The sequence below is a fragment of the Aurantimonas sp. genome (assembly GCF_964217435.1).
GTDB lineage: Bacteria > Pseudomonadota > Alphaproteobacteria > Rhizobiales > Rhizobiaceae > Aurantimonas > Aurantimonas coralicida.
Window position 1 is genome coordinate 1 of sequence record NZ_CAXPJM010000003.1, and the last position, 17,682, is coordinate 17,682.

Sequence of the window (17,682 nt, forward strand, 5' to 3'; positions counted from 1 at the left end):
CAACACGAAATCATGCGCGGGTGCCCGCAGAACCTGCGTGACGCCGCCCGCGCGCCGCGCTCCCGCTTGAGTGGCGCCAGCCTTTGCGCTACGCCCATCCCCGGCGGGCCTGTAGCTCAATTGGTCAGAGCCGGCGGCTCATAACCGCTTGGTTGCAGGTTCGAGTCCTGCCGGGCCCACCAAAATCTACCCAAGTGATTGCAATCGCTTGCCAGTTTGCGCGAATTCGGACTCGACAGAGCCCGAACTGCATAACGTGCAAGATGATCCGGTGCTCTTGCCGAGTTGCATCACCTCGCGACAGCCAGCGCGCTTGACCCGAGCCGCTGTACGCTCCTCGCTCCCTACTGCGACGGCAAAGTGCCGGGACGCAGGTAGGCGAACATGTGAGCGACATAGTCGGCCTTGCCCAGTTCGACGCCTTGGCTACGCAGGATCGAATAGGCGGTCATTACATGAAAAAAGAACTGCGGCAGCGCCCAGTCACGGGCATACTGCTCGGCAGTGAGATCAAAGACCATGCCCTGAGGCAGCGCATGAGCGATCTGGGTGGAAGGATCTACAGGGTGGATGTCTGTCATGGCGGCCTCTACCACGGCGATGGTCTCGGCGATGCGCGCACGCGCGTCCGCGATGGTACCAGGATGCTCGGCTGCGTTCCGCCCCTCGTCCAGAAGGACTCCCACGGAGACAGGGAAGGTCTCCCCTCGGAGCCGGAACAAACCCTCCTGCGCCTGCACGCAGGCGAAGCGGATCTGCGTGGACAACGGGAACATGTCTGGAGCGAGACGCGCGGCTAGCAAGAGCTCGGCCGCGCCCCCTAGCCTCTGTGTCTCCGCTTTACCGAGCCAAGCAGAAAGCGCCGTCAGCATCTGCACGTAGGTTGGTATCAGGAGGTCATGGAGGGGCATCGGGTTCTCGCTTATGAGATCTAGGCTCGAGGACACGTCGAGCGCTCGCCGCTTGTTTATCTCAGGTCAGCGTCGGTGCCACGTACCCCCAAGCTCGGCCGCCCGTTTGCGCTGCCGCGCAGGCACCCAGCGGGCCAAAGACATCATCAATGCCTGACGTATCAACGGCAGCTACGAACGCCTTGCCATGCCGACGCGCGTGTCGTGGAGGGGTCGAAACCCGAAGGCTCCTTTCCGACGGCCAAAGCTCAGAACCTGCCAGTCCGCTTCCGGCCCTGGGCCGCATGTCCGTGGCTTTCCCTCCGCGTTTGAGGCTGTTAGTATTCGGTTCCGCTTGGAGAATTGCGATGCCCTACGTCGACTGGGCAATGAAGGGACCGAAGGTCGCAGCGTGCAGTTGCGACTACGGTTGTCCTTGCGAATTCAACGGAAAGCCGACGGAAGGGCTCTGCGAAGGGCTCGAATGCATGCGGATCGATGAGGGCTGGTTCGGCGATCTGCGGCTGGACGGCCTTAAGGTTGCCGCAGCCTATCGCTGGCCCGGCCCCGTGCACGAAGGCGGCGGCGTCGTTCAAGGCTTCATCGACTGCGACGCCACACCCACCCAGGTCGAGGCGCTGAGCATCATCCTCGGGGGTGGCGAACAGGAGCCGACCACCGTCTTCAACATCTATGGCTCGACGATCGCCGAGGAATTGCCACCGGTCTTCGCTTCGATCGACTTCGGTAGCGACATCGAAGCGCGAACCGGCTGGTTCCGTATCGAGGATCAGCTCGCTCTCGAGCTGGAGCCCATTCGCAATCCTGTGACAGGCTTGGCGCATCGCGCCCGCATCGTGTTGCCTGAGGGCTTCGAATTCCGCGAAGCGGAGGTCGCAAGCGGTACGTTCACCAGCGATGGCGAGATCCGCATGCACAGGCAGAGCCGCTACGGCGCGCTCTGGAATGCCGCGTACGGGCCGTACGGCATCATCGACGCATAACGGCCTCGCTGAACGCGAAGGGACAATGTTATGACGCCTTGGGAAATCGAAGGGGTGGAACTGGTCAACTGCAACTGCGCCTATGGCTGCCCCTGCCAGTTCAATGCTCTGCCGACGCACGGACACTGCCAGGCGAACGGTGCGATCGACATCCGGCGAGGACACCATGGGAAGGTCAGTCTCGACGGGATGCGTATCGCGTTCATCTTCCAGTGGCCTGGCGCCATCCACGAAGGTGGCGGCAAGTGCCAGCCGATCGTCGACGAGCGCGCCGACGAGAACCAGCGTCAGGCGCTTCTGACGATCATGTCCGGGAAGGACTCCGAGCCCGGCAGGACGATGTTCAACGTCTTTGCGTCGACTGTGAGCGAGTTCTTCGAGCCCGCCTTCCGCAAGATCGACATGGACGTCGACGTCGATGCGCGGCGCGGGCACATCCACGTCGATGGCTTCATCGACATTACCGGCGAGCCCATCCGCAATGTCGTGACAGGACGGGAGCATCGGGCGCGGATCGATCTGCCCGACGGGTTCGAGTACACCTTGGCGGAAGTCGGCAGCGCCTCCTCGAAGACGCAGGGCCCAATCGCTTTCGATCTCGCAAACTCCTACGGCCAGTTCGCCCGGCTGCATTTGAGCGGGCAGGGGCCGATCGGGGTCTGACATGGCCGACGCTGTCCCGCGGATATCGGCAGTGGAGATATTGATCCGGCGGGACCGCCTGGTCATGCTGACCGGCCTTGTCGCGCTCCTCATTCTGGCGTGGGCGTGGCTGCTGGTCGGGGCCGGCACCGGCATGAACATCTGGGTGATGAGCCGTCCCGCGATCTTTCCCGGTAATGAGGCGGGATCGGCGATGCCGGCGGCTTCGTGGTCGGTCGCGACCTGGATCATCGTTGCCGGCATGTGGTGGATCATGATGATCGCCATGATGATCCCAAGCGTCACGCCGATGGTTCTGCTCCACGCCCGGGTCAGTCGCCACGCCCAGAGTAAGGGACAGATTGCCGCCGGCGCGATTCCATCCGGCGTCTTTCTCGGCGGTTATCTCCTGGTCTGGCTTGCCTTTTCGCTGTTCGCCACCATTCTTCAATTCGCCTGCGAACAGCTCGGTGTTCTGTCTCAGCCGATGATGTGGTCGGTGAATGTCTGGATGACGGCGGCCTTGCTCGTCGCCGCCGGCCTCTACCAGATATCTCCATTCAAGCGGGTGTGCCTTGAGCATTGCCGCGCGCCCGCCGAGTTCCTGTCTCGGCACTGGCGCAAGGGCCGCGCCGGCGCCTTTCGCATGGGCGTCGAACACGGCGCATACTGCCTCGGCTGCTGCTGGACCTTGATGGCGTTGCTGTTCGTAGGCGGCATCATGAATATCTACTGGATTGCCGGTCTGGCTATCATTGTCCTCCTCGAGAAAATCATGCCCCGAGGCGACAGGTTGGCGCGAGTGCTAGGCTCAACGTTCGTTCTCGCCGGGGCTTGGATCGCGATTGGGGCAATCTGATCAGTTGCGACCTCGACCGAATGCGAAGCCATTGATTGTCCAAGCCTTCCTTGTTCTTCGAACTCACGCTGATCCTGCCTGAATCTCGCAAAGCTCGTCTTCGACCTTTCCTGATCGTTCAACGGACGAGCGTTAGCTTATGCCGTTCCTTTTCGTCCGGAGGCGCGGATGCGTCCACAGGGCGACCTCGATCGTCGCACGGTGACCGCGAATGCTCTCCGTACGGAGCCCGTCGGGCGGCGTGACGTTCTGGCCGCCGTCTTTGATCGCCTCGATCGCAGCGGCGGATACTGCGAATTGCGCACCCTCGACCTTGGCGACTTCCATCAGACGGCTCGCCAGATTGACCGTGTCGCCGCTGACACTGATTTGCTGGTGGGCGTCATGGCCTAGGCGGGCAAGGACGACCGGACCGTAGTGAAGGCCGAGCCGCAACCCGAGGCCGCCAGGCTCGGCCTGCGGCTGCGACGCGACCCAATCGCGCGTGTTGTCGGCTAGCGCGACGCCTGCCGCGAAGGCGCGACCGCACGGGTCGCCCACGTCTTCGACGATGCCGAAGACGATCATCGCGCCGTCTCCCATAAAGTTCATTACCACCCCCTCATGCTTGGCGACGGTGTCGACAACAAGGGTGTGGAATTGCTTGAGGAAGGTCTGGGTGCGGGCAGGACCGAGTTCCTCGCTTCGCCGAGTGAAGCCCGAGAGGTCCAGGAAGAGGACGGCGGCCGCTTGCTCCAGCGGTTGTCTCAAATAGTCCGGATCCGCTGCGATACGCTCGGAGAGCAGGGCGGGGTGGAAGCGTCGCAGGGCCGCCTCGGCGGCAACAACCGTCCGCGCCTCCTTACGCTCGTGCAACTGGCGGGCGAATCCAGCTATGGCTATTGGGGGAACCGCGGCGACAATTGGCAAAGCGGCGCTCGTCCAGATGTCGCCAGCGAACAGGATGAAAGTGCCGGCCAGAACCGCCAAAAGGGCCAATCCGACCAGCGGCAGGCTTCGTGTCAGCGGTAGGGACAGGACGAGCAGAACGCCGCCCAAGGCGAGCATTAGTGCAACGGAAGCGTCAACCCGGCGTGTCATAGCATTGCGGGTAGGGGTTTGACCGCTCAGCAATTGCGCGACGCCAGTCGCTTGAATCTCGACCCCGGGCGTGACGGGATCGAACGGTGTCGCGAAGCTGTCGCCGACACCAGTCGCGGTAACCCCGATCATTGCGAGATGGGCAGTCAAGGACGGGCTCCGGCCTGAAAGAACATCTTCCGCGCTGATTGTCCGGATCGCCCCAGCCGGTCCGAAGAACCGCAGCGATAAGTGCCAGCGCGAGTCCAATGGAATCGGATCATTGCCAATGGTAACGCTATCGGCGGTCAAGACGGCCTCCGCGTTCCGGTGGAGCGCTGCGGCCTTCAGAGCGAACCCCTGCACAAGGCCGCGCGGTGACTGGAACAGCAGGGGCAGGTGGCGCGGCGTTCCGCCTGCGTCCGCAGCGACGTTGGCGAAGCCCACTGCCGCAACGCGACCGAATTTCGGCAAGGGCCACAGATCGTTGTCGGGCATGGGCGCCGCCACCGCCTGTGCGTCACCCTGGCGGAACTGGCCGGCGGCTGCAATTACGCTGGGAATGGTTGCCAGAGCCTCCGCCAGCGCATCATCCGCGTCCGCCTCCGCGGGATCGACCAGCAGGATGTCGAGAGCCAGCGTTCTTGCGCCTGCAGCGGCAATTTCTCTGATGAGCATGGCGAGGCGGCCGCGATCTAGAGGATAGCCGCCTTCGGCTGCGACCGTCGCGTCATCGATCGCGACAATTATGATTTCCTCCGGCGTCTCCCGGGGGCCAGCGGCAAGAAGCCGGAGATCGGCCAGCGGCGCCTCGATGAGATCCACGACGCTGCGCTGTCCGGAAACGTGCAACATGCCGAGCCACCCAGCCCAGCAAATGGCTGCGAGGGCCGCGAGGGCGATAGTTGTTAGCGGAGCTCGCACCCGCCGCTGCAACGCTCTAGCGCCCGAAGCGGGAAAGCAGGCGGGAGACCCGCTCCTGTGGCCATCTGCGAACTGTCAGGGGGGCGCCGGGACTCACGTCAACGCCTTCGCCCGGTCTCAGGAGGACGGTGCCCGGACCCGTAGGCCGACCGACCTGCACCTGTCCTTGGACAACGAAAACCGCGGTGGCGCCAGGGCTGACATCGACCGCATACAAGGTGCCACGTACTGAGGCGATCGCGTGCGGCGTCCTGATCTGGAAAGGCCGCGAGGTCTCCAGGTCGACCAGAACCGCTTTCGTATCAAGACGGACCGCGTGGGGCGGTCCGTCCGACGCCGGCGCAAGGATCTGCAGTCTTGCGGCCGCCTCGGCCTCGATGAGCAAACCGCCAGGGCAGCGGATCATGGTGCGCGGTGGATCACGCAAGATCACGGATGTGCAGGTCCCATCTTGCTGCGCGACGGCCGCCCCGCAGGTGATGAGAAGAAGGGCTGCCACTGCCACGCGCGTCCGGAATGTAGAGACTTGCATTCGACGTCTCCCAAGAGCGCTGCCTGGCCGCCCGACGATTTCCTCTAGGTCATCTTTTCCTGCTTCTGCCCATTTCCGGTTCACTTCAAGGCGGAACCGTCGCTTTTCTCCAGATCGGGCTTTCTCACACGAGGCACGGCGGCGGCAATGTTGCCATGGGACGTCGCCGCATCGATCAGTCCTGCTGGCTGCCGGACGATAGCCTTCTTAGGCCGGCAGAAGCAGCAAAGAGGCGAAAATACTGACGGACGACCGCTGGCCCAGGTTTACTTCTGCTTTTGGAAGGTCTCACGCGACGGCTCCAGACAGAAAGGTTTGACCGCCGAATGGCGGCTTTCGCCGTCTACGGGCCCGGAAGCGAACGATCTGTTGCCGTGAAGGGCTTCGGGCGCCGTGAGGCGTGCGAAAGGCGATATTATACTTGACACACCCAGCGTGACGGCATAGCTTACAGGGCAAGGAGTTAGCCCAATGTCCGTTCTGTCCCGCCCCTATTTCCACGATGAAGCCGCCGCCTTCGCTCATGTCGAAAGCGTGCTGTGGCCGGAAGGCCCGAATTGCCCTCACTGCGGCAATGCCGGCAAGATCTACGACCTCAAGGGTGTGACGGGCAAAACGGGCAAGGTGCGCCACGGCCTGCGCAAGTGCGCCGAGTGCCGTAAGCAGTTCACGGTTCGCGTCGGCACCATCTTCGAGTCCTCGCATATCCCCTTGCACAAATGGTTGCAGGCAATCCACCTGATGACCTCCAGCAAGAAGGGTATCAGCTCGAACCAGCTTCACCGCGTTCTGGAGATCACGCTGAAGTCGGCGTGGTTCCTGTCTCACCGCATTCGCGAGGCCATGCGCTCGGACGACTTTACCCCGATGGGCGGTTCCGGCATGGCGGTCGAGGTGGACGAGACGTTCATCGGTCGCCTTAAGGACGTGCCGGTGTCTCGCGGCATCGCGCACAAGAACGTGGTCCTGACGCTGGTCGAGCGCGGCGGTCGCGCCCGTAGCTTCCATGTGGCTGACACGTCCATTGCAAAGGTGGTGCCGATCGTGTGCGAGAACATCGCCCGTGAGACAGCCCTGATGACCGACGAAGCCCGCCAGTACGTCGCGGTCGGCAAGGAGTTCGCATCGCACGGTGCCGTTCATCACACCGTGAAGGAATACGTCCGCTACACCCCCGGCGTGACGATCCACACCAACACGGTGGAAGGCTACTATTCGATCTTCAAGCGCGGCATGAAGGGCATCTACCAGCATTGCGCCGAGCATCACCTGCACCGCTATCTCGCGGAGTTCGATTTCCGCTACAGCAACCGTATCAAGCTGGGCTGCGATGATGGCGAGCGCGCGTTGCGGACGCTGAAGGGTACGAAGGGCCGTCGGCTGACCTATAAGGGGCCTGACGTCTCACACGCGTAAGGGTGCGTCAAAGATTCCTTGACGTTCCAGAGGTCGCATAACATTATCCTTATGCGGCTCGTGGAGAAGCGTTTTCGCTCAAAGCAGCCGCCCGAGCGGGCCGGTTCATCCGGCCCGTCTCTTTTTCAACCCAGCCGCACAATAGCATCTCTAGGTCCCGTTTGGGATACGAAGGTGTTAAGGATCTGGGTTGGGAGTGCCCCGTAAAGCTCTTCTGGCCCCACTTTTTCAGTGCGGTTGTATTCGGCCCGCATTTTCATCAGAGCGGCGTAGGCAATCAAATCCGCCACCTGTGTGAACTGGCAGAATTTTGAGTCTTTTTCGTTTGCGTCTTCAACGAACATATCGAGAGGACGGTTCTCCTGGCCTCCCCCGCCTTTCTTCCCGGTCGGAAGGTAGACCTGTGCTTTGCGGAAAAGGCTTCGGTACTCCGGGTGGCCTTGGTCAAAAAATGCCATCCCGTTTGTTGATCTATTGCGGCACTGCATTCGCATTCTCTGGAACAACGCGTACATTACACGCTCCAGACGCTCAGAGCCGTAGAGTTTTTCTCCACGCAAACCGCTTACGGACATGATCGAGGTCGCAGGTACAAAGTCTATATCGGACAAAAGAGCCTTGTAGACTGAAAGGCCTTCGATGGGGCCAAGCTGATGTTTGCCGTATTTATAACGGCCTCTCCCCGTCGCCAGTTTTACGCCATGGAGTTCTTTGGACGCGGGTATCTTGAAATTCGTTTGGACCCGCTTTCGCCAGTTCTTCGCCGACTCGAAGTGCTTTTGCCAGACAAGCGCCCAAACACCATTTACCCTTCGCATGAAGGGTATCGTCACCGCAGTTACGACGTAAAGGCTATGGTCGTGCGACTCGTCGATGTAGAAAACATCAATACCGTTCTCAGCGAGGTTCATTCAGTGTCCGGCGATAAGAAGCAAATCGACAAATTCCGCGAGGCGGCTCGCGAACTGGAAACAGATGACGACGAAAAGCGCTTCGACGCAACGCTAGGACGCATTGCGAGGGCGCAGCCGCCGAAAGACGAGGCGGATAAGAAGGACAAGTCCGGCCAGTGAGCCAGGAAGGAGATCGAAATGCTGTTAGTTCATCCCCCGCGCTGGCGGGTACGTCTTCTGCGGCGCATAGCTTGGGCGCTGGGCGTCCCCATCGACATCCGTTACAAAATTTTCAAGTAAGGCATCATCGTAAAAATATCTTCGTCCTCAACATGCCCGATAATCCGGGCATCCTTACTATCCATTGCGCGGATTAGTACGAGGTCCACTGTCGGAGCTATCGCTGCCTTACACTTCGCGGCGACGCTATCCCAGCCTCGAACGGATGGGTTTCTACAGCGAAGACTTCGCCTTCGCGGCCTGTGATGATCGGACTGTGTGCAGACGGGAGCGTTTACCGTAAACGCGGTTAACCAATGGTTTACAAGGGGAAGTCTTGATAACTTAGTAAGTGTTGTCTGGTCCGAGCCGCAACGATGACGTTACGTGCTTCCGGGCCTCGGCGTTGATGTTGCGTGTGTCTCACGGTCGAGCGATTGACCGCGAGTGCGGTAGCCGTAGTTCAATAGAGCAGGGCGCTCGCCATCATGCTGGAATGCAAGCGATCGTCGTTGTCGGTACAAGCTTGGCCCGGAAAGCAGACGTTGGTCGTCATTTGGGGCGCGTCCCTCTTGGGCGCCAGCTTCGGCGGTGATCGGATTGCCGGGAGCCCTTCCACGCGGTCGTGGCGCGATCGGCGTGACCGGATCGGTCTTCGAGGGCGACGTCGCATTCGGACACGGAAGTCGACACGCCTCAGTCCGTACCTCGGTCGCTATCGGAATTCCTTACGTTCAAAGGACTGAACCATGCGTATCACGATGATCGGCGCCGGCTATGTCGGCCTCGTCTCGGGGGCCTGCTTTGCCGATTTCGGCCATGAGGTCGTCTGCGTCGACCGCGATCCGGCCAAGCTGGAACTGCTGGAGCTCGGCCGCATGCCGATCTACGAGCCGGGGCTGGACGAACTGGTGGCGCGCAACGCCGTGCAGAAACGGCTGCGCTTTTCCAGCGATCTCGCCGGTGCGGTCGCGGCCTCGGACGTGGTGTTCATCGCCGTCGGCACGCCCTCGCGGCGCGGCGACGGCCATGCCGACCTCTCCTATGTCTATGGCGCGGCGGCCGAGATCGGCCGGGCGCTTTCCGGCTTCACCATCGTCGTCACAAAGTCCACCGTGCCGGTCGGCACCGGCGACGAGGTGGAGCGGATCATCCGCGAGGTGAACCCGGACGCCGACTTCGCCGTCGTCTCCAATCCGGAATTCCTGCGCGAAGGTTCGGCCATCGAGGATTTCAAGCGGCCCGACCGCGTGGTCATCGGCACCGAGGACGAGACGGCGAAAGCCATGATGTCGGAGGTCTACCGGCCGTTGTCGTTGAACGCCGCGCCGGTCTATTTCACCTCGCGCCGCACCGCCGAGCTGACGAAATATGCCGCCAACGCCTTCCTCGCCATGAAGATCACCTTCATCAACGAGATCGCCGATCTGTGCGAAAAGCTCGAAGCCGACGTCCAGGACGTGGCGCGCGGCATCGGCATGGACGGGCGGATCGGGTCGAAATTCCTGCATGCGGGGCCGGGCGATGGCGGCTCCTGCTTTCCCAAGGACACGCTGGCGCTGGTCAAGACCGCCCAGGACGCCGAAAGCCCGGTGCGGCTGATCGAGACGACGGTGTCGATCAACGACCAGCGCAAGCGCTCGATGGCGCGCAAGATCGTTCAGGCCTGCGGCGGATCGGTGCGCGGCAAGACGATCGCGGTCTTGGGCCTGACCTTCAAGCCGAACACCGACGACATGCGCGACGCGCCGTCGATCTCGATCATCCAGGCGCTGCAGGATGGGGGCGCCAGGGTGGTGGCCTATGATCCGGTCGGCATGGAGCAGGCCCGTGCGGTGCTCGACGACGTCGCCTTCGCCGAAGGGATCTACCAGGCGGCCGAGGGCGCCGACGCGTTGGCCATCGTGACGGAATGGAACGAGTTCCGCTCGCTCGACCTGGCGCGGCTGAAAGCGCTGATGACTAAGCCGGTGATGGTCGATCTGCGCAACGTCTACAACAGGGAGACGGTGACCCGCGCCGGCTTCAGCTATGCCGGCGTCGGTCGCCCGCGCGGGAGCAGCAATTCGAAGACTGCCGCAGCGGATGCCGCGCAGGAGACCGCCTGATCTTCCCGTCGATCGCAAGGCTTGCGATCCGACCGCATCGTCCGCTTGTCACGGGGCCATCGGCCGACGGGCTGCTGGACGGAAGTGAACTCGAGGAGTCGCACAGGGGATAATCTGTCATACGCTTGCGGGGGCGCCGCGGCGGAACCTTCAGTTCATGGCGTACCAGATCCGCGGGTTTTCGGCCGAAGCGATCTTCAGCCACGACAGATCGGTTCTGTGCCATTCGCGCAGGGCATTGCCGCGATTGTCGAGAACGAAGTCACCTGCGGTGGTCCGTGCGACAAGAACCGCGTGACCCTCGCCATAGCGGGTGCGCGCCACGGCCATCAGCAGCGATGAAGCCGGGATGCCGGCGCGGATCAGGGCGCGCCGCTTGGTCAATGCGAAATCCTCGCAATCCCCGCTCGCCGTGCCGACGTTCCACACGTCGGAGCGCTCGTTGCGCGGCTTGATCGCGCGGTTGACCTGCCGGTTGACCCGCTCCAGGAGCCGCCGCGACTGGGAGTTCCAGGCGATCGTCGCCTTGGCGCTGCGACGGCAGTCGCCCGGGTTCTTCTTGCAGAAGAGCACGTAGGAGAAGGGGGCCAGCGTCGTGCGCTGCATCGAGATCCGCTTGACGGCCTCAACATTGTTCAGCGTGCGGGCGAAGCCACCGATGCCGGCGGCCTGGGCCCCCGTCAAAGTCGTTGCCGACAGCGCAACAACAGCACAGAACTTCGCGATGTTTTTCAGCGTCGACATGATCGCCTCCAGTTGTTTCTTGACTGGAAGCTACCGGCGACGGTTTGTGATCGCGTTGTGGAATTGCCTCAAATTCGAACGATCGGTCAGATTTCTCGGGAGGGCCGTCCCGCGCTGTTGTTCTTCTTGTTGGTCTTGCGGGGATCCAGGGCTTGAATGAAGAGGGTAGGCGTCCTCGACGGGCTCATACCGGAGCGACCAGCAGCCAGGTTGCCGTCCAAATGCTCGAGCAGCCACGCCCGGTGCTACTCGGAAATCGCCCGATGGCGAATCTGACCCCGCGCTGCCGCCCGAGATCAGCCTTAACCGTAAGGCGTTTCGGACGATCTCGGCGCCTTGACTGACACGGGGCGCTGGTACACACCTAGACTTATAGTCTGACGCGTACTTCTAGGCATGCTGGACAGGTCTTACACGCCGTATCAGGACGAACCTGCTCGTGTGTTGTCGCCGCTATGTGGCGAAGCTACGGAACGATCGGCTCTCGGCACTCCCCGATTTTACAGGGGAGTGCGGTAGCTATCGAGAGGCTGACTGGCTGTACGGTGGGTCGTGGCAGCAAACCCAAGTGACTTCCCGGTCGCGGCAGATTGGGTCCTAGCCAGACGCAGATGTGTCCGAACTGGCGTGCGCATCGGGTCTGTGTGGAATGCGGTGTCGATCCCGGGACGGGCCGGGTCCGGCTGATCCAGAATGTCGATGCACACGATTTGCAATACCCGGATTTCCTCTCTTACGAGATCCATGCGCGGCTTACCGTTGCTCATGTGGATACGCCCGGCCGGACGGTGAACGTCACTCCGGCCGCGCGTATCCGTCGGCCGGCCCGGCAATCGGCCGCGGCTGTGCCGGCGGGGTAGACCTACCGGGCCGATCCGGCTCGGAGCGCGCTGAGGGGCGTCGAGAAAGCTTTTGCTTTGAAAGGGAACAGATGGGTTATCGGCGCTCTCACGGGCATGCTTCTCTTCACGGTCGGATTGCTCGTCTGGTTCGGGCTCGTTGACAGCTATCGGTTCCCCATGCCGCGCGGAATCGGCGATGGCGACAAGGTGGCCCACTTGGCGGGCTTCGGACTGCTCGCCCTCATCGCGGGGGTCCTATTCGGTCCTGGCAGGAGGCTGGCGGCGCTTTTATGTATTGCGGCATTGGTGCTGGAATGTGTCCAATTGCTTCTCCCGACACGCGAGGCCAGCTTTGGCGATGCATTGGCAAGTGGGGCCGGGATTGGCCTCGGCCTGTTCGCCGCCTTCGCCCTCTTGGGATTGGCTAGGGGCGTCATTCGCAGCTCGCCCCCGCAGCGGCTCGGCAAAACGGGTCGCGGACCAACGGCACACGACAGAGAGCAGCCGTGACAGGATGGCAAGCCGTATGCTGGGAGAGGTGCGTCAGCGGAGGGGGCTCGCGGTGGCCGGGACGTGGCGTTATCGGGCGTTCTTGTCCGTACGCGCCGCAATCCGATTTCTGCACGCCGCTGGCGAGGGGCGGCTGCCACCACCGTGTGAGGCGGCTTCATCCCTCCGGCCCAACGTCCTTCATCGCCACCTGCACGCGCAGCGCCACGCTCTCAGCGGTGAATTTGCGGCATGCCCCGTCTTGAATGCGCAGGGCCGAAACCGCGCAAGTCTGTCGGCGCAGGCCCATCCAGGCCACGCGGCAATCAGCGGGGACATGTTTGATCATCCGATGATCGACGCGAAGTGACCGCAGAGCTGGCTGCCTTTGGGGAAAGTTTGGCAGGTATGGAACGCGACTATCGGGCGGTGCTTGAGCCGTCCTCTTGCCGCCGAGCGGTTGGAAATCTGAGCGGAAACTCATCCGAATGAATGGGCAATTTGTTATTTCGCTGGACTTCGAGTTGCTTTGGGGCGTTCGCGATCATGCCGATCGGGACAGCTACGGCAAAAACGTGCTTGGCGCGCGGGATGCCGTGCCAAAGCTCCTGGAGCTCTTCGCGAAGAATGGAATTCGCGCGACCTGGGCGACCGTTGGCTTTCTGTTTTGCGATAGCAAGGACGAACTGCTGGCCTCTCTTTCCAGTGAACGACCAACCTATTCGAACCCGCGGCTGTCAAACTTTTCCTACATCGACGAAGTCGGCAAGGATGAGCGTTCCGACCCCTATTATTTCGCGCCATCACTGATATCGGCAATCCACCAGACACCGGGCCAGGAGGTCGGGACTCATACCTTGTCGCATTATTACTGCCTTGAAGAGGGGCAGACACTTTCTGCCTTCGAGGCAGATATTGCCGCTGCCAAAAAACTGGCGGACGCACGCGGTATCGCGTTGCGGTCGATCGTATTCCCGCGCAATCAGTTTGCAGCGGAGCATCTGGAAATCTGCGCCAGGCACGGCATCACCCATTATCGGGGAAATCCGAGCCCTTGGGTGTACCACGCCGCAAAGGGGGCCGAGCAAACCCCCATGCGACGGGCCATCAGGTTGCTTGACGCCTATTCCGGGGTCCTGGGATCACAAACCTTCAAGGCCGAGAAGGCTCAACTACAGGACGTTCCAGCCAGTTGTTTCTTGCGACCCTGCGCTGGTCACCTGGCAATGCTTCATCCTTTGCATGTTGCCACGATCAAGCGTGGCATGACGGCCGCCGCGCGGAACGGAAAAGGCTATCATCTCTGGTGGCATCCGCATAATTTCGGCCAAGACCTTGAAGCAAACCTCGCTGGCCTCAGTCAGATAATCAGTCATTTTAACACCCTGCGCGACCGCTTCGGCATGAAGTCACTTGCCATGGGAGATTTCACATGACCGATCCTGTCATTTCCATCGAACCGATCAGCGACGAGTTGATGGATGCATATATTGCGTCCGGTATGGAACGAGGCAGGGCTGGACGCTCTGCGATCGAATGGGCGTTTGGAAGCAATGCCGCGCCTTTTGCCGTTGCACGCAGCGACGGGCAGATCGTCGGGATTTCAGCTTACATTCAATCCCGCATGCAGTTCGGAGCTGCGACCGGTGTCGCTTTCCAAGCCGTAGATTCCTTCGTGTCCGAGAGCATGCGCGGCAAAGGCATCTTCAGCCGATTGGCCCGCGCCTATGATGCGCATGCTGCAAGCTCAGGAGGAGACCTCGTGTGGGGTTTCCCGAATGACAATGCGGCACCGGCCTGGTTCGGCAAGCTTGGATGGCACAGCCACGGCCAGGTTCCATTCCTGATCAAGCCGCTACGTGCCGGTTTTCTAAGCCGCAAGATCGGCTTGCCACTCGACTTTCCGTTGACCCGCGCACGCGACCAGAACCTTCCACCCATTGCCGAGATCGGGGAGTGGGCGGATGGCCTCTGGCACTCTGTGGCACCCGCTGTGGGTGTCGGCGCGGTTCGTGATCGGGCATTTCTGAACCATCGTCTTTTCGATGGCCCACAAGCGAGCCAATATCGGGTCGTGGCTTCTCCTGATCAAATTACGCCGGCCATTGTTGCTACGCGAGAGGCGGAAAAACATGGGGGCCGGATCGCCTATTTAATGGAGGCGTTGGGTGGGGCGGCGCTTCAGCCGCTGGTAATGTCCGAACTGGGACGCTTGGCATCGAGAGGTGTCGAAGTGGCATTGGCCTGGTCGTTCCCATGGTCGCCAAACTACCGCAACTTGCGCAAGGCAGGCTTTGTGCCCTTGCCCGAGCGCATGCGCCCCATCCGCATCTGGTTCGGCAGTACGCCGAAAACGGGCTCGGCCGCACGTGCCGACCAGCAGGGGCAGTGGTATCTGAGCTATCTCGACAGCGATACCGTTTGACCTTGGAGTATTCTATCAATCCCGCCGACGAACACCTTACGCGATCCGGAAAGGCGGGCACATGCTCATCTTGATGACGGAGAAGGTCGTCTGGACAGCTGGAATTTCCGGCGGCTGTTTGTCTGCGCCAACGCCCGGATCGAGCTCAAGAACGTCGCCTACAACTTGCGCCGGCGTTGCACTTCAACATTCTGGCCGACCAAGCGCCGGTTTGCGGCCACATCGGACGAAGCGCGTCTGTGGCGAGCTTGAACGACCAAGCATATTCAGCCATCACGGCGTCAGCTGTGCCGACTGAACCATTTCCTGCCCGACGTCATGATGAAACCGGAATTGTTCGAGGTAATTTTCGTTGAAACGCGTTCTGATAACCGGCACCGCCGGGTTTATTGGCTTTCATCTTGCCAAGCTGCTGGTTGCTGAAGGTTTTGTCGTTCACGGCTACGACGGGATGACAGATTACTACGACGTGAGGCTAAAGCAACGGCGTCACCAGATGCTTCTGCAGAATCCGAACTTTGCAGCAACCGAAGGCATGCTCGAGGACCAGGTACTGTTCGACCGCGTCGCGGACGAATTTGCGCCCGATGTGATCGTCCACCTCGCCGCCCAGGCCGGCGTTCGCTACAGCCTCGAGAACCCCCGTGCCTACCTCGACAGCAACGTCGTTGGTACGTTCAATGTGATGGAGGCGGCTCGCAGGCTGCAGGTGCAGCATCTGCTGATGGCCTCGACCTCGTCGGTCTATGGCGCGAATATCGACATGCCGTTCATCGAGACGGAAAAGGCCGACACCCAGCTCACGATCTATGCGGCGACGAAGAAGGCTAATGAGAGCATGGGGCATGCCTATGCGCACCTCTATGATCTGCCCACCACGATGTTCCGGTTCTTCACCGTCTACGGTCCATGGGGGAGGCCGGATCTTGCGCTGTACAAGTTCGTCGACGCCATCCTCGATGGTCGCCCAATCGACATCTACAATCACGGCGACATGTATCGGGACTTCACCTATGTCGACGACCTGGTCCGTGCCATCCGCCTGTTAATGGACGCGGTGCCGGTACGCCCTGCAGACGGCGTCGCGCCCGATGGGGACAGTCTTTCGCCCGTGGCGCCCTACCGCGTGGTCAACATCGGCAATTCCGACAAGGTGCGCCTTCTGGATTTCGTGGACGCGATCGAGGACTGCCTCGGACAGAAAGCCACACGGAACTACATGGGCATGCAGACGGGCGACGTGCCCGCAACCTGGGCCAACGCCGAGCTCCTGAAAAAGTTGACCGGCTATCGGCCACAGACGGACTTCCGGATCGGAATAGCGCGCTTTGTCGACTGGTACAGAGAGTATTCTGGGAAATGAAGTCAGATAATCAGAGTATCGCCGTAATAGGGCTTGGCTACGTTGGCCTTCCGCTGGCCGTGGAATTCGGCAAGACCCGGCCTGTGATCGGCTTTGACGTCAATGCGGAGCGCATCGACGCGCTCCGCAAGGGGCGGGACAGCACGCTGGAGGTCTCGGAGGACGAACTCCGAAACGCTGTACATTTGTCGTTCACGACCAATTCTGCCGATCTCGCTGCCGCGACCATTTACATCGTCACCGTTCCGACGCCGATCGACGCGCACAAGCGCCCGGATCTGACGCCGTTGCTCAGGGCATCCGAAACGTTGGGCATGGTTCTGAAGCCTGGCGATATCGTGATCTACGAATCCACCGTCTACCCCGGTGCTACGGAAGATGACTGCGTGCCGGTGCTGGAGCGTGTATCGGGGTTGGCCTTCAACAAAGATTTCTTCGTTGGTTACTCTCCAGAACGGGTCAACCCCGGCGACAAGACGCACCGCCTGACCGATATTCGCAAGGTCACGTCCGGCTCCACTCCGGATATCGCGGACACAGTCGATACGCTCTATGCCAGCATCGTCACGGCAGGTACCTACAAAGCCGAGAGCATTCGTGTGGCCGAAGCCGCCAAGGTGATCGAGAACACCCAGCGCGACCTGAACATCGCGCTGATCAACGAACTGGCGATAATCTTCAACAAGATGGGCATCGACACCGAGGCGGTACTGAAAGCGGCCGGCACCAAGTGGAATTTCCTGCCCTTCCGTCCGGGTCTCGTCGGTGGCCACTGCATCGGGGTGGACCCCTACTACCTGACCCACAAGGCCGAAGCGATCGGGTATCATCCCCAGGTGATCCTCGCAGGGCGGCGGATCAATGACGGCATGGGCGCCTATGTTGCCGGACAATTGGTCAAAGCCATGCTGAAACGCCGGATCCAGGTGGATGGCTCGCGCGTGCTGGTGCTGGGCCTGACGTTCAAGGAGAACTGCCCGGACCTGCGCAACACCCGCGTCGTCGACGTGGTGCGCGAGCTGCAGGATTACGGCGTTCAGGTTGATACGCACGATCCTTGGACGGATGCGGACGAGGCGCGCCACGAATACGGGCTGGACCTTGTTCAGATCCCGCAGGACGGCGTCTATGACGGGATCGTTCTCGCCGTGGCCCATGAGCAGTTCAAGGCGATGGGTGCAGGCGCGATGCGCTGTTTCGGCAAGGCCGATCACGTACTGTATGATCTGAAGAACGTCCTTGACGTGCAGGAAAGCGATCTGAGGCTGTAACG

Annotated in this window: 16 protein-coding genes and 1 tRNA gene; 12 read left to right on the forward strand and 5 right to left on the reverse strand. The window is 61.4% G+C overall.

What is annotated here, in order from left to right:
• The first annotated feature begins 105 nt into the window (after positions 1 to 105).
• Positions 106 to 182 (forward strand) — tRNA-Ile (locus tag ACEQX1_RS01025).
• Between the two features lie 162 nt (positions 183 to 344).
• On the opposite strand, the gene ACEQX1_RS01030 is transcribed toward ACEQX1_RS01025, so the two are convergent.
• Complete coding sequence (locus ACEQX1_RS01030; RefSeq protein ID WP_370193996.1) at positions 345 to 911, reverse strand: DUF1993 family protein; 567 nt, start codon at positions 909 to 911, stop codon at positions 345 to 347.
• A gap of 347 nt (positions 912 to 1,258) precedes the next feature.
• Between ACEQX1_RS01030 and ACEQX1_RS01035 the strand changes: the two genes are divergently transcribed.
• From ACEQX1_RS01035 to ACEQX1_RS01045, 3 genes are read left to right on the forward strand one after another with little or no spacing between them, the layout of a single operon-like run.
• On the forward strand, positions 1,259 to 1,894 hold the full coding sequence (locus ACEQX1_RS01035; RefSeq protein ID WP_370193997.1) for a DUF1326 domain-containing protein: 636 nt from the start codon (positions 1,259 to 1,261) through the stop codon (positions 1,892 to 1,894).
• A 30-nt stretch (positions 1,895 to 1,924) separates the two neighbouring features.
• Complete coding sequence (locus ACEQX1_RS01040) at positions 1,925 to 2,557, forward strand: DUF1326 domain-containing protein (RefSeq protein WP_370193998.1); 633 nt, start codon at positions 1,925 to 1,927, stop codon at positions 2,555 to 2,557.
• A 1-nt stretch (position 2,558) separates the two neighbouring features.
• On the forward strand, positions 2,559 to 3,395 hold the full coding sequence (locus ACEQX1_RS01045; protein ID WP_370193999.1) for a DUF2182 domain-containing protein: 837 nt from the start codon (positions 2,559 to 2,561) through the stop codon (positions 3,393 to 3,395).
• A gap of 132 nt (positions 3,396 to 3,527) precedes the next feature.
• Here the strand turns inward: ACEQX1_RS01045 and ACEQX1_RS01050 are convergent, their stop codons facing one another.
• Positions 3,528 to 5,309, reverse strand: coding sequence for a CHASE2 domain-containing protein (locus ACEQX1_RS01050; protein WP_370194000.1), 1,782 nt, complete (start codon positions 5,307 to 5,309; stop codon positions 3,528 to 3,530).
• A gap of 85 nt (positions 5,310 to 5,394) precedes the next feature.
• Positions 5,395 to 5,910 carry a FecR domain-containing protein gene (locus ACEQX1_RS01055; RefSeq protein ID WP_370194001.1) on the reverse strand — a complete coding sequence of 172 codons (516 nt, stop codon included), beginning with the start codon at positions 5,908 to 5,910 and terminating at the stop codon, positions 5,395 to 5,397.
• Positions 5,911 to 6,381: 471 nt separating this feature from the next.
• Here ACEQX1_RS01055 and ACEQX1_RS01060 point away from each other — a divergent pair, with 471 nt between their 5' ends.
• Positions 6,382 to 7,326 (forward strand): IS1595 family transposase, encoded by a 945-nt coding sequence (locus ACEQX1_RS01060; RefSeq protein ID WP_370194002.1) that lies wholly within the window; start codon positions 6,382 to 6,384, stop codon positions 7,324 to 7,326.
• Between the two features lie 125 nt (positions 7,327 to 7,451).
• Here ACEQX1_RS01060 and ACEQX1_RS01065 read toward each other — a convergent pair whose 3' ends face one another.
• A complete protein-coding gene (locus tag ACEQX1_RS01065; protein ID WP_370194003.1) occupies positions 7,452 to 8,237 on the reverse strand; it encodes a DUF3800 domain-containing protein in 786 nt (261 codons plus the stop codon).
• A 3-nt stretch (positions 8,238 to 8,240) separates the two neighbouring features.
• Between ACEQX1_RS01065 and ACEQX1_RS01070 the strand changes: the two genes are divergently transcribed.
• On the forward strand, positions 8,241 to 8,399 hold the full coding sequence (locus ACEQX1_RS01070; RefSeq protein WP_370194005.1) for a hypothetical protein: 159 nt from the start codon (positions 8,241 to 8,243) through the stop codon (positions 8,397 to 8,399).
• A gap of 788 nt (positions 8,400 to 9,187) precedes the next feature.
• Positions 9,188 to 10,546, forward strand: coding sequence for a UDP-glucose/GDP-mannose dehydrogenase family protein (locus tag ACEQX1_RS01075; protein WP_370196431.1), 1,359 nt, complete (start codon positions 9,188 to 9,190; stop codon positions 10,544 to 10,546).
• Between the two features lie 150 nt (positions 10,547 to 10,696).
• On the opposite strand, the gene ACEQX1_RS01080 is transcribed toward ACEQX1_RS01075, so the two are convergent.
• On the reverse strand, positions 10,697 to 11,290 hold the full coding sequence (locus tag ACEQX1_RS01080; protein WP_370196432.1) for a transglutaminase-like cysteine peptidase: 594 nt from the start codon (positions 11,288 to 11,290) through the stop codon (positions 10,697 to 10,699).
• Positions 11,291 to 12,246: 956 nt separating this feature from the next.
• On the opposite strand from ACEQX1_RS01080, the gene ACEQX1_RS01085 reads away from it, so the two are divergent.
• The 5 genes from ACEQX1_RS01085 (at position 12,247) to tviB (ending at position 17,680) form a co-directional block, all read left to right on the forward strand.
• Complete coding sequence (locus tag ACEQX1_RS01085; RefSeq protein ID WP_370195798.1) at positions 12,247 to 12,642, forward strand: hypothetical protein; 396 nt, start codon at positions 12,247 to 12,249, stop codon at positions 12,640 to 12,642.
• 467 nt (positions 12,643 to 13,109) lie between these two features.
• Positions 13,110 to 14,057, forward strand: a complete 948-nt coding sequence (locus tag ACEQX1_RS01090; protein ID WP_370195799.1) for a polysaccharide deacetylase family protein — start codon at positions 13,110 to 13,112, stop codon at positions 14,055 to 14,057.
• Positions 14,054 to 15,046 carry an N-acetyltransferase family protein gene (locus ACEQX1_RS01095; protein WP_370195800.1) on the forward strand — a complete coding sequence of 331 codons (993 nt, stop codon included), beginning with the start codon at positions 14,054 to 14,056 and terminating at the stop codon, positions 15,044 to 15,046. The genes ACEQX1_RS01090 and ACEQX1_RS01095 overlap by 4 nt, the downstream gene beginning before the upstream one ends.
• A gap of 352 nt (positions 15,047 to 15,398) precedes the next feature.
• Positions 15,399 to 16,409, forward strand: coding sequence for an NAD-dependent epimerase/dehydratase family protein (locus ACEQX1_RS01100; protein ID WP_370195801.1), 1,011 nt, complete (start codon positions 15,399 to 15,401; stop codon positions 16,407 to 16,409).
• Positions 16,406 to 17,680, forward strand: a complete 1,275-nt coding sequence (tviB, locus tag ACEQX1_RS01105) for a Vi polysaccharide biosynthesis UDP-N-acetylglucosamine C-6 dehydrogenase TviB (RefSeq protein WP_370195802.1) — start codon at positions 16,406 to 16,408, stop codon at positions 17,678 to 17,680. Before ACEQX1_RS01100 ends, tviB begins: the two co-directional genes overlap by 4 nt.
• Positions 17,681 to 17,682: the final 2 nt, after the last annotated feature.

Excerpts from the sequence above, each read along its gene's own strand:
- ACEQX1_RS01030 (WP_370193996.1), bottom strand. The coding sequence starts at position 911 with ATGCCCCTCCATGACCTCCTGATACCAACCTACGTGCAGATGCTGACG.
- ACEQX1_RS01035 (WP_370193997.1), top strand. The coding sequence starts at position 1,259 with ATGCCCTACGTCGACTGGGCAATGAAGGGACCGAAGGTCGCAGCGTGC.
- ACEQX1_RS01040 (WP_370193998.1), top strand. The coding sequence starts at position 1,925 with ATGACGCCTTGGGAAATCGAAGGGGTGGAACTGGTCAACTGCAACTGC.
- ACEQX1_RS01045 (WP_370193999.1), top strand. The coding sequence starts at position 2,559 with ATGGCCGACGCTGTCCCGCGGATATCGGCAGTGGAGATATTGATCCGG.
- ACEQX1_RS01050 (WP_370194000.1), bottom strand. The coding sequence starts at position 5,309 with ATGTTGCACGTTTCCGGACAGCGCAGCGTCGTGGATCTCATCGAGGCG.
- ACEQX1_RS01055 (WP_370194001.1), bottom strand. The coding sequence starts at position 5,910 with ATGCAAGTCTCTACATTCCGGACGCGCGTGGCAGTGGCAGCCCTTCTT.
- ACEQX1_RS01060 (WP_370194002.1), top strand. The coding sequence starts at position 6,382 with ATGTCCGTTCTGTCCCGCCCCTATTTCCACGATGAAGCCGCCGCCTTC.
- ACEQX1_RS01065 (WP_370194003.1), bottom strand. The coding sequence starts at position 8,237 with ATGAACCTCGCTGAGAACGGTATTGATGTTTTCTACATCGACGAGTCG.
- ACEQX1_RS01075 (WP_370196431.1), top strand. The coding sequence starts at position 9,188 with ATGCGTATCACGATGATCGGCGCCGGCTATGTCGGCCTCGTCTCGGGG.
- ACEQX1_RS01080 (WP_370196432.1), bottom strand. The coding sequence starts at position 11,290 with ATGTCGACGCTGAAAAACATCGCGAAGTTCTGTGCTGTTGTTGCGCTG.
- ACEQX1_RS01085 (WP_370195798.1), top strand. The coding sequence starts at position 12,247 with ATGCTTCTCTTCACGGTCGGATTGCTCGTCTGGTTCGGGCTCGTTGAC.
- ACEQX1_RS01090 (WP_370195799.1), top strand. The coding sequence starts at position 13,110 with ATGAATGGGCAATTTGTTATTTCGCTGGACTTCGAGTTGCTTTGGGGC.
- ACEQX1_RS01095 (WP_370195800.1), top strand. The coding sequence starts at position 14,054 with ATGACCGATCCTGTCATTTCCATCGAACCGATCAGCGACGAGTTGATG.
- tviB (WP_370195802.1), top strand. The coding sequence starts at position 16,406 with ATGAAGTCAGATAATCAGAGTATCGCCGTAATAGGGCTTGGCTACGTT.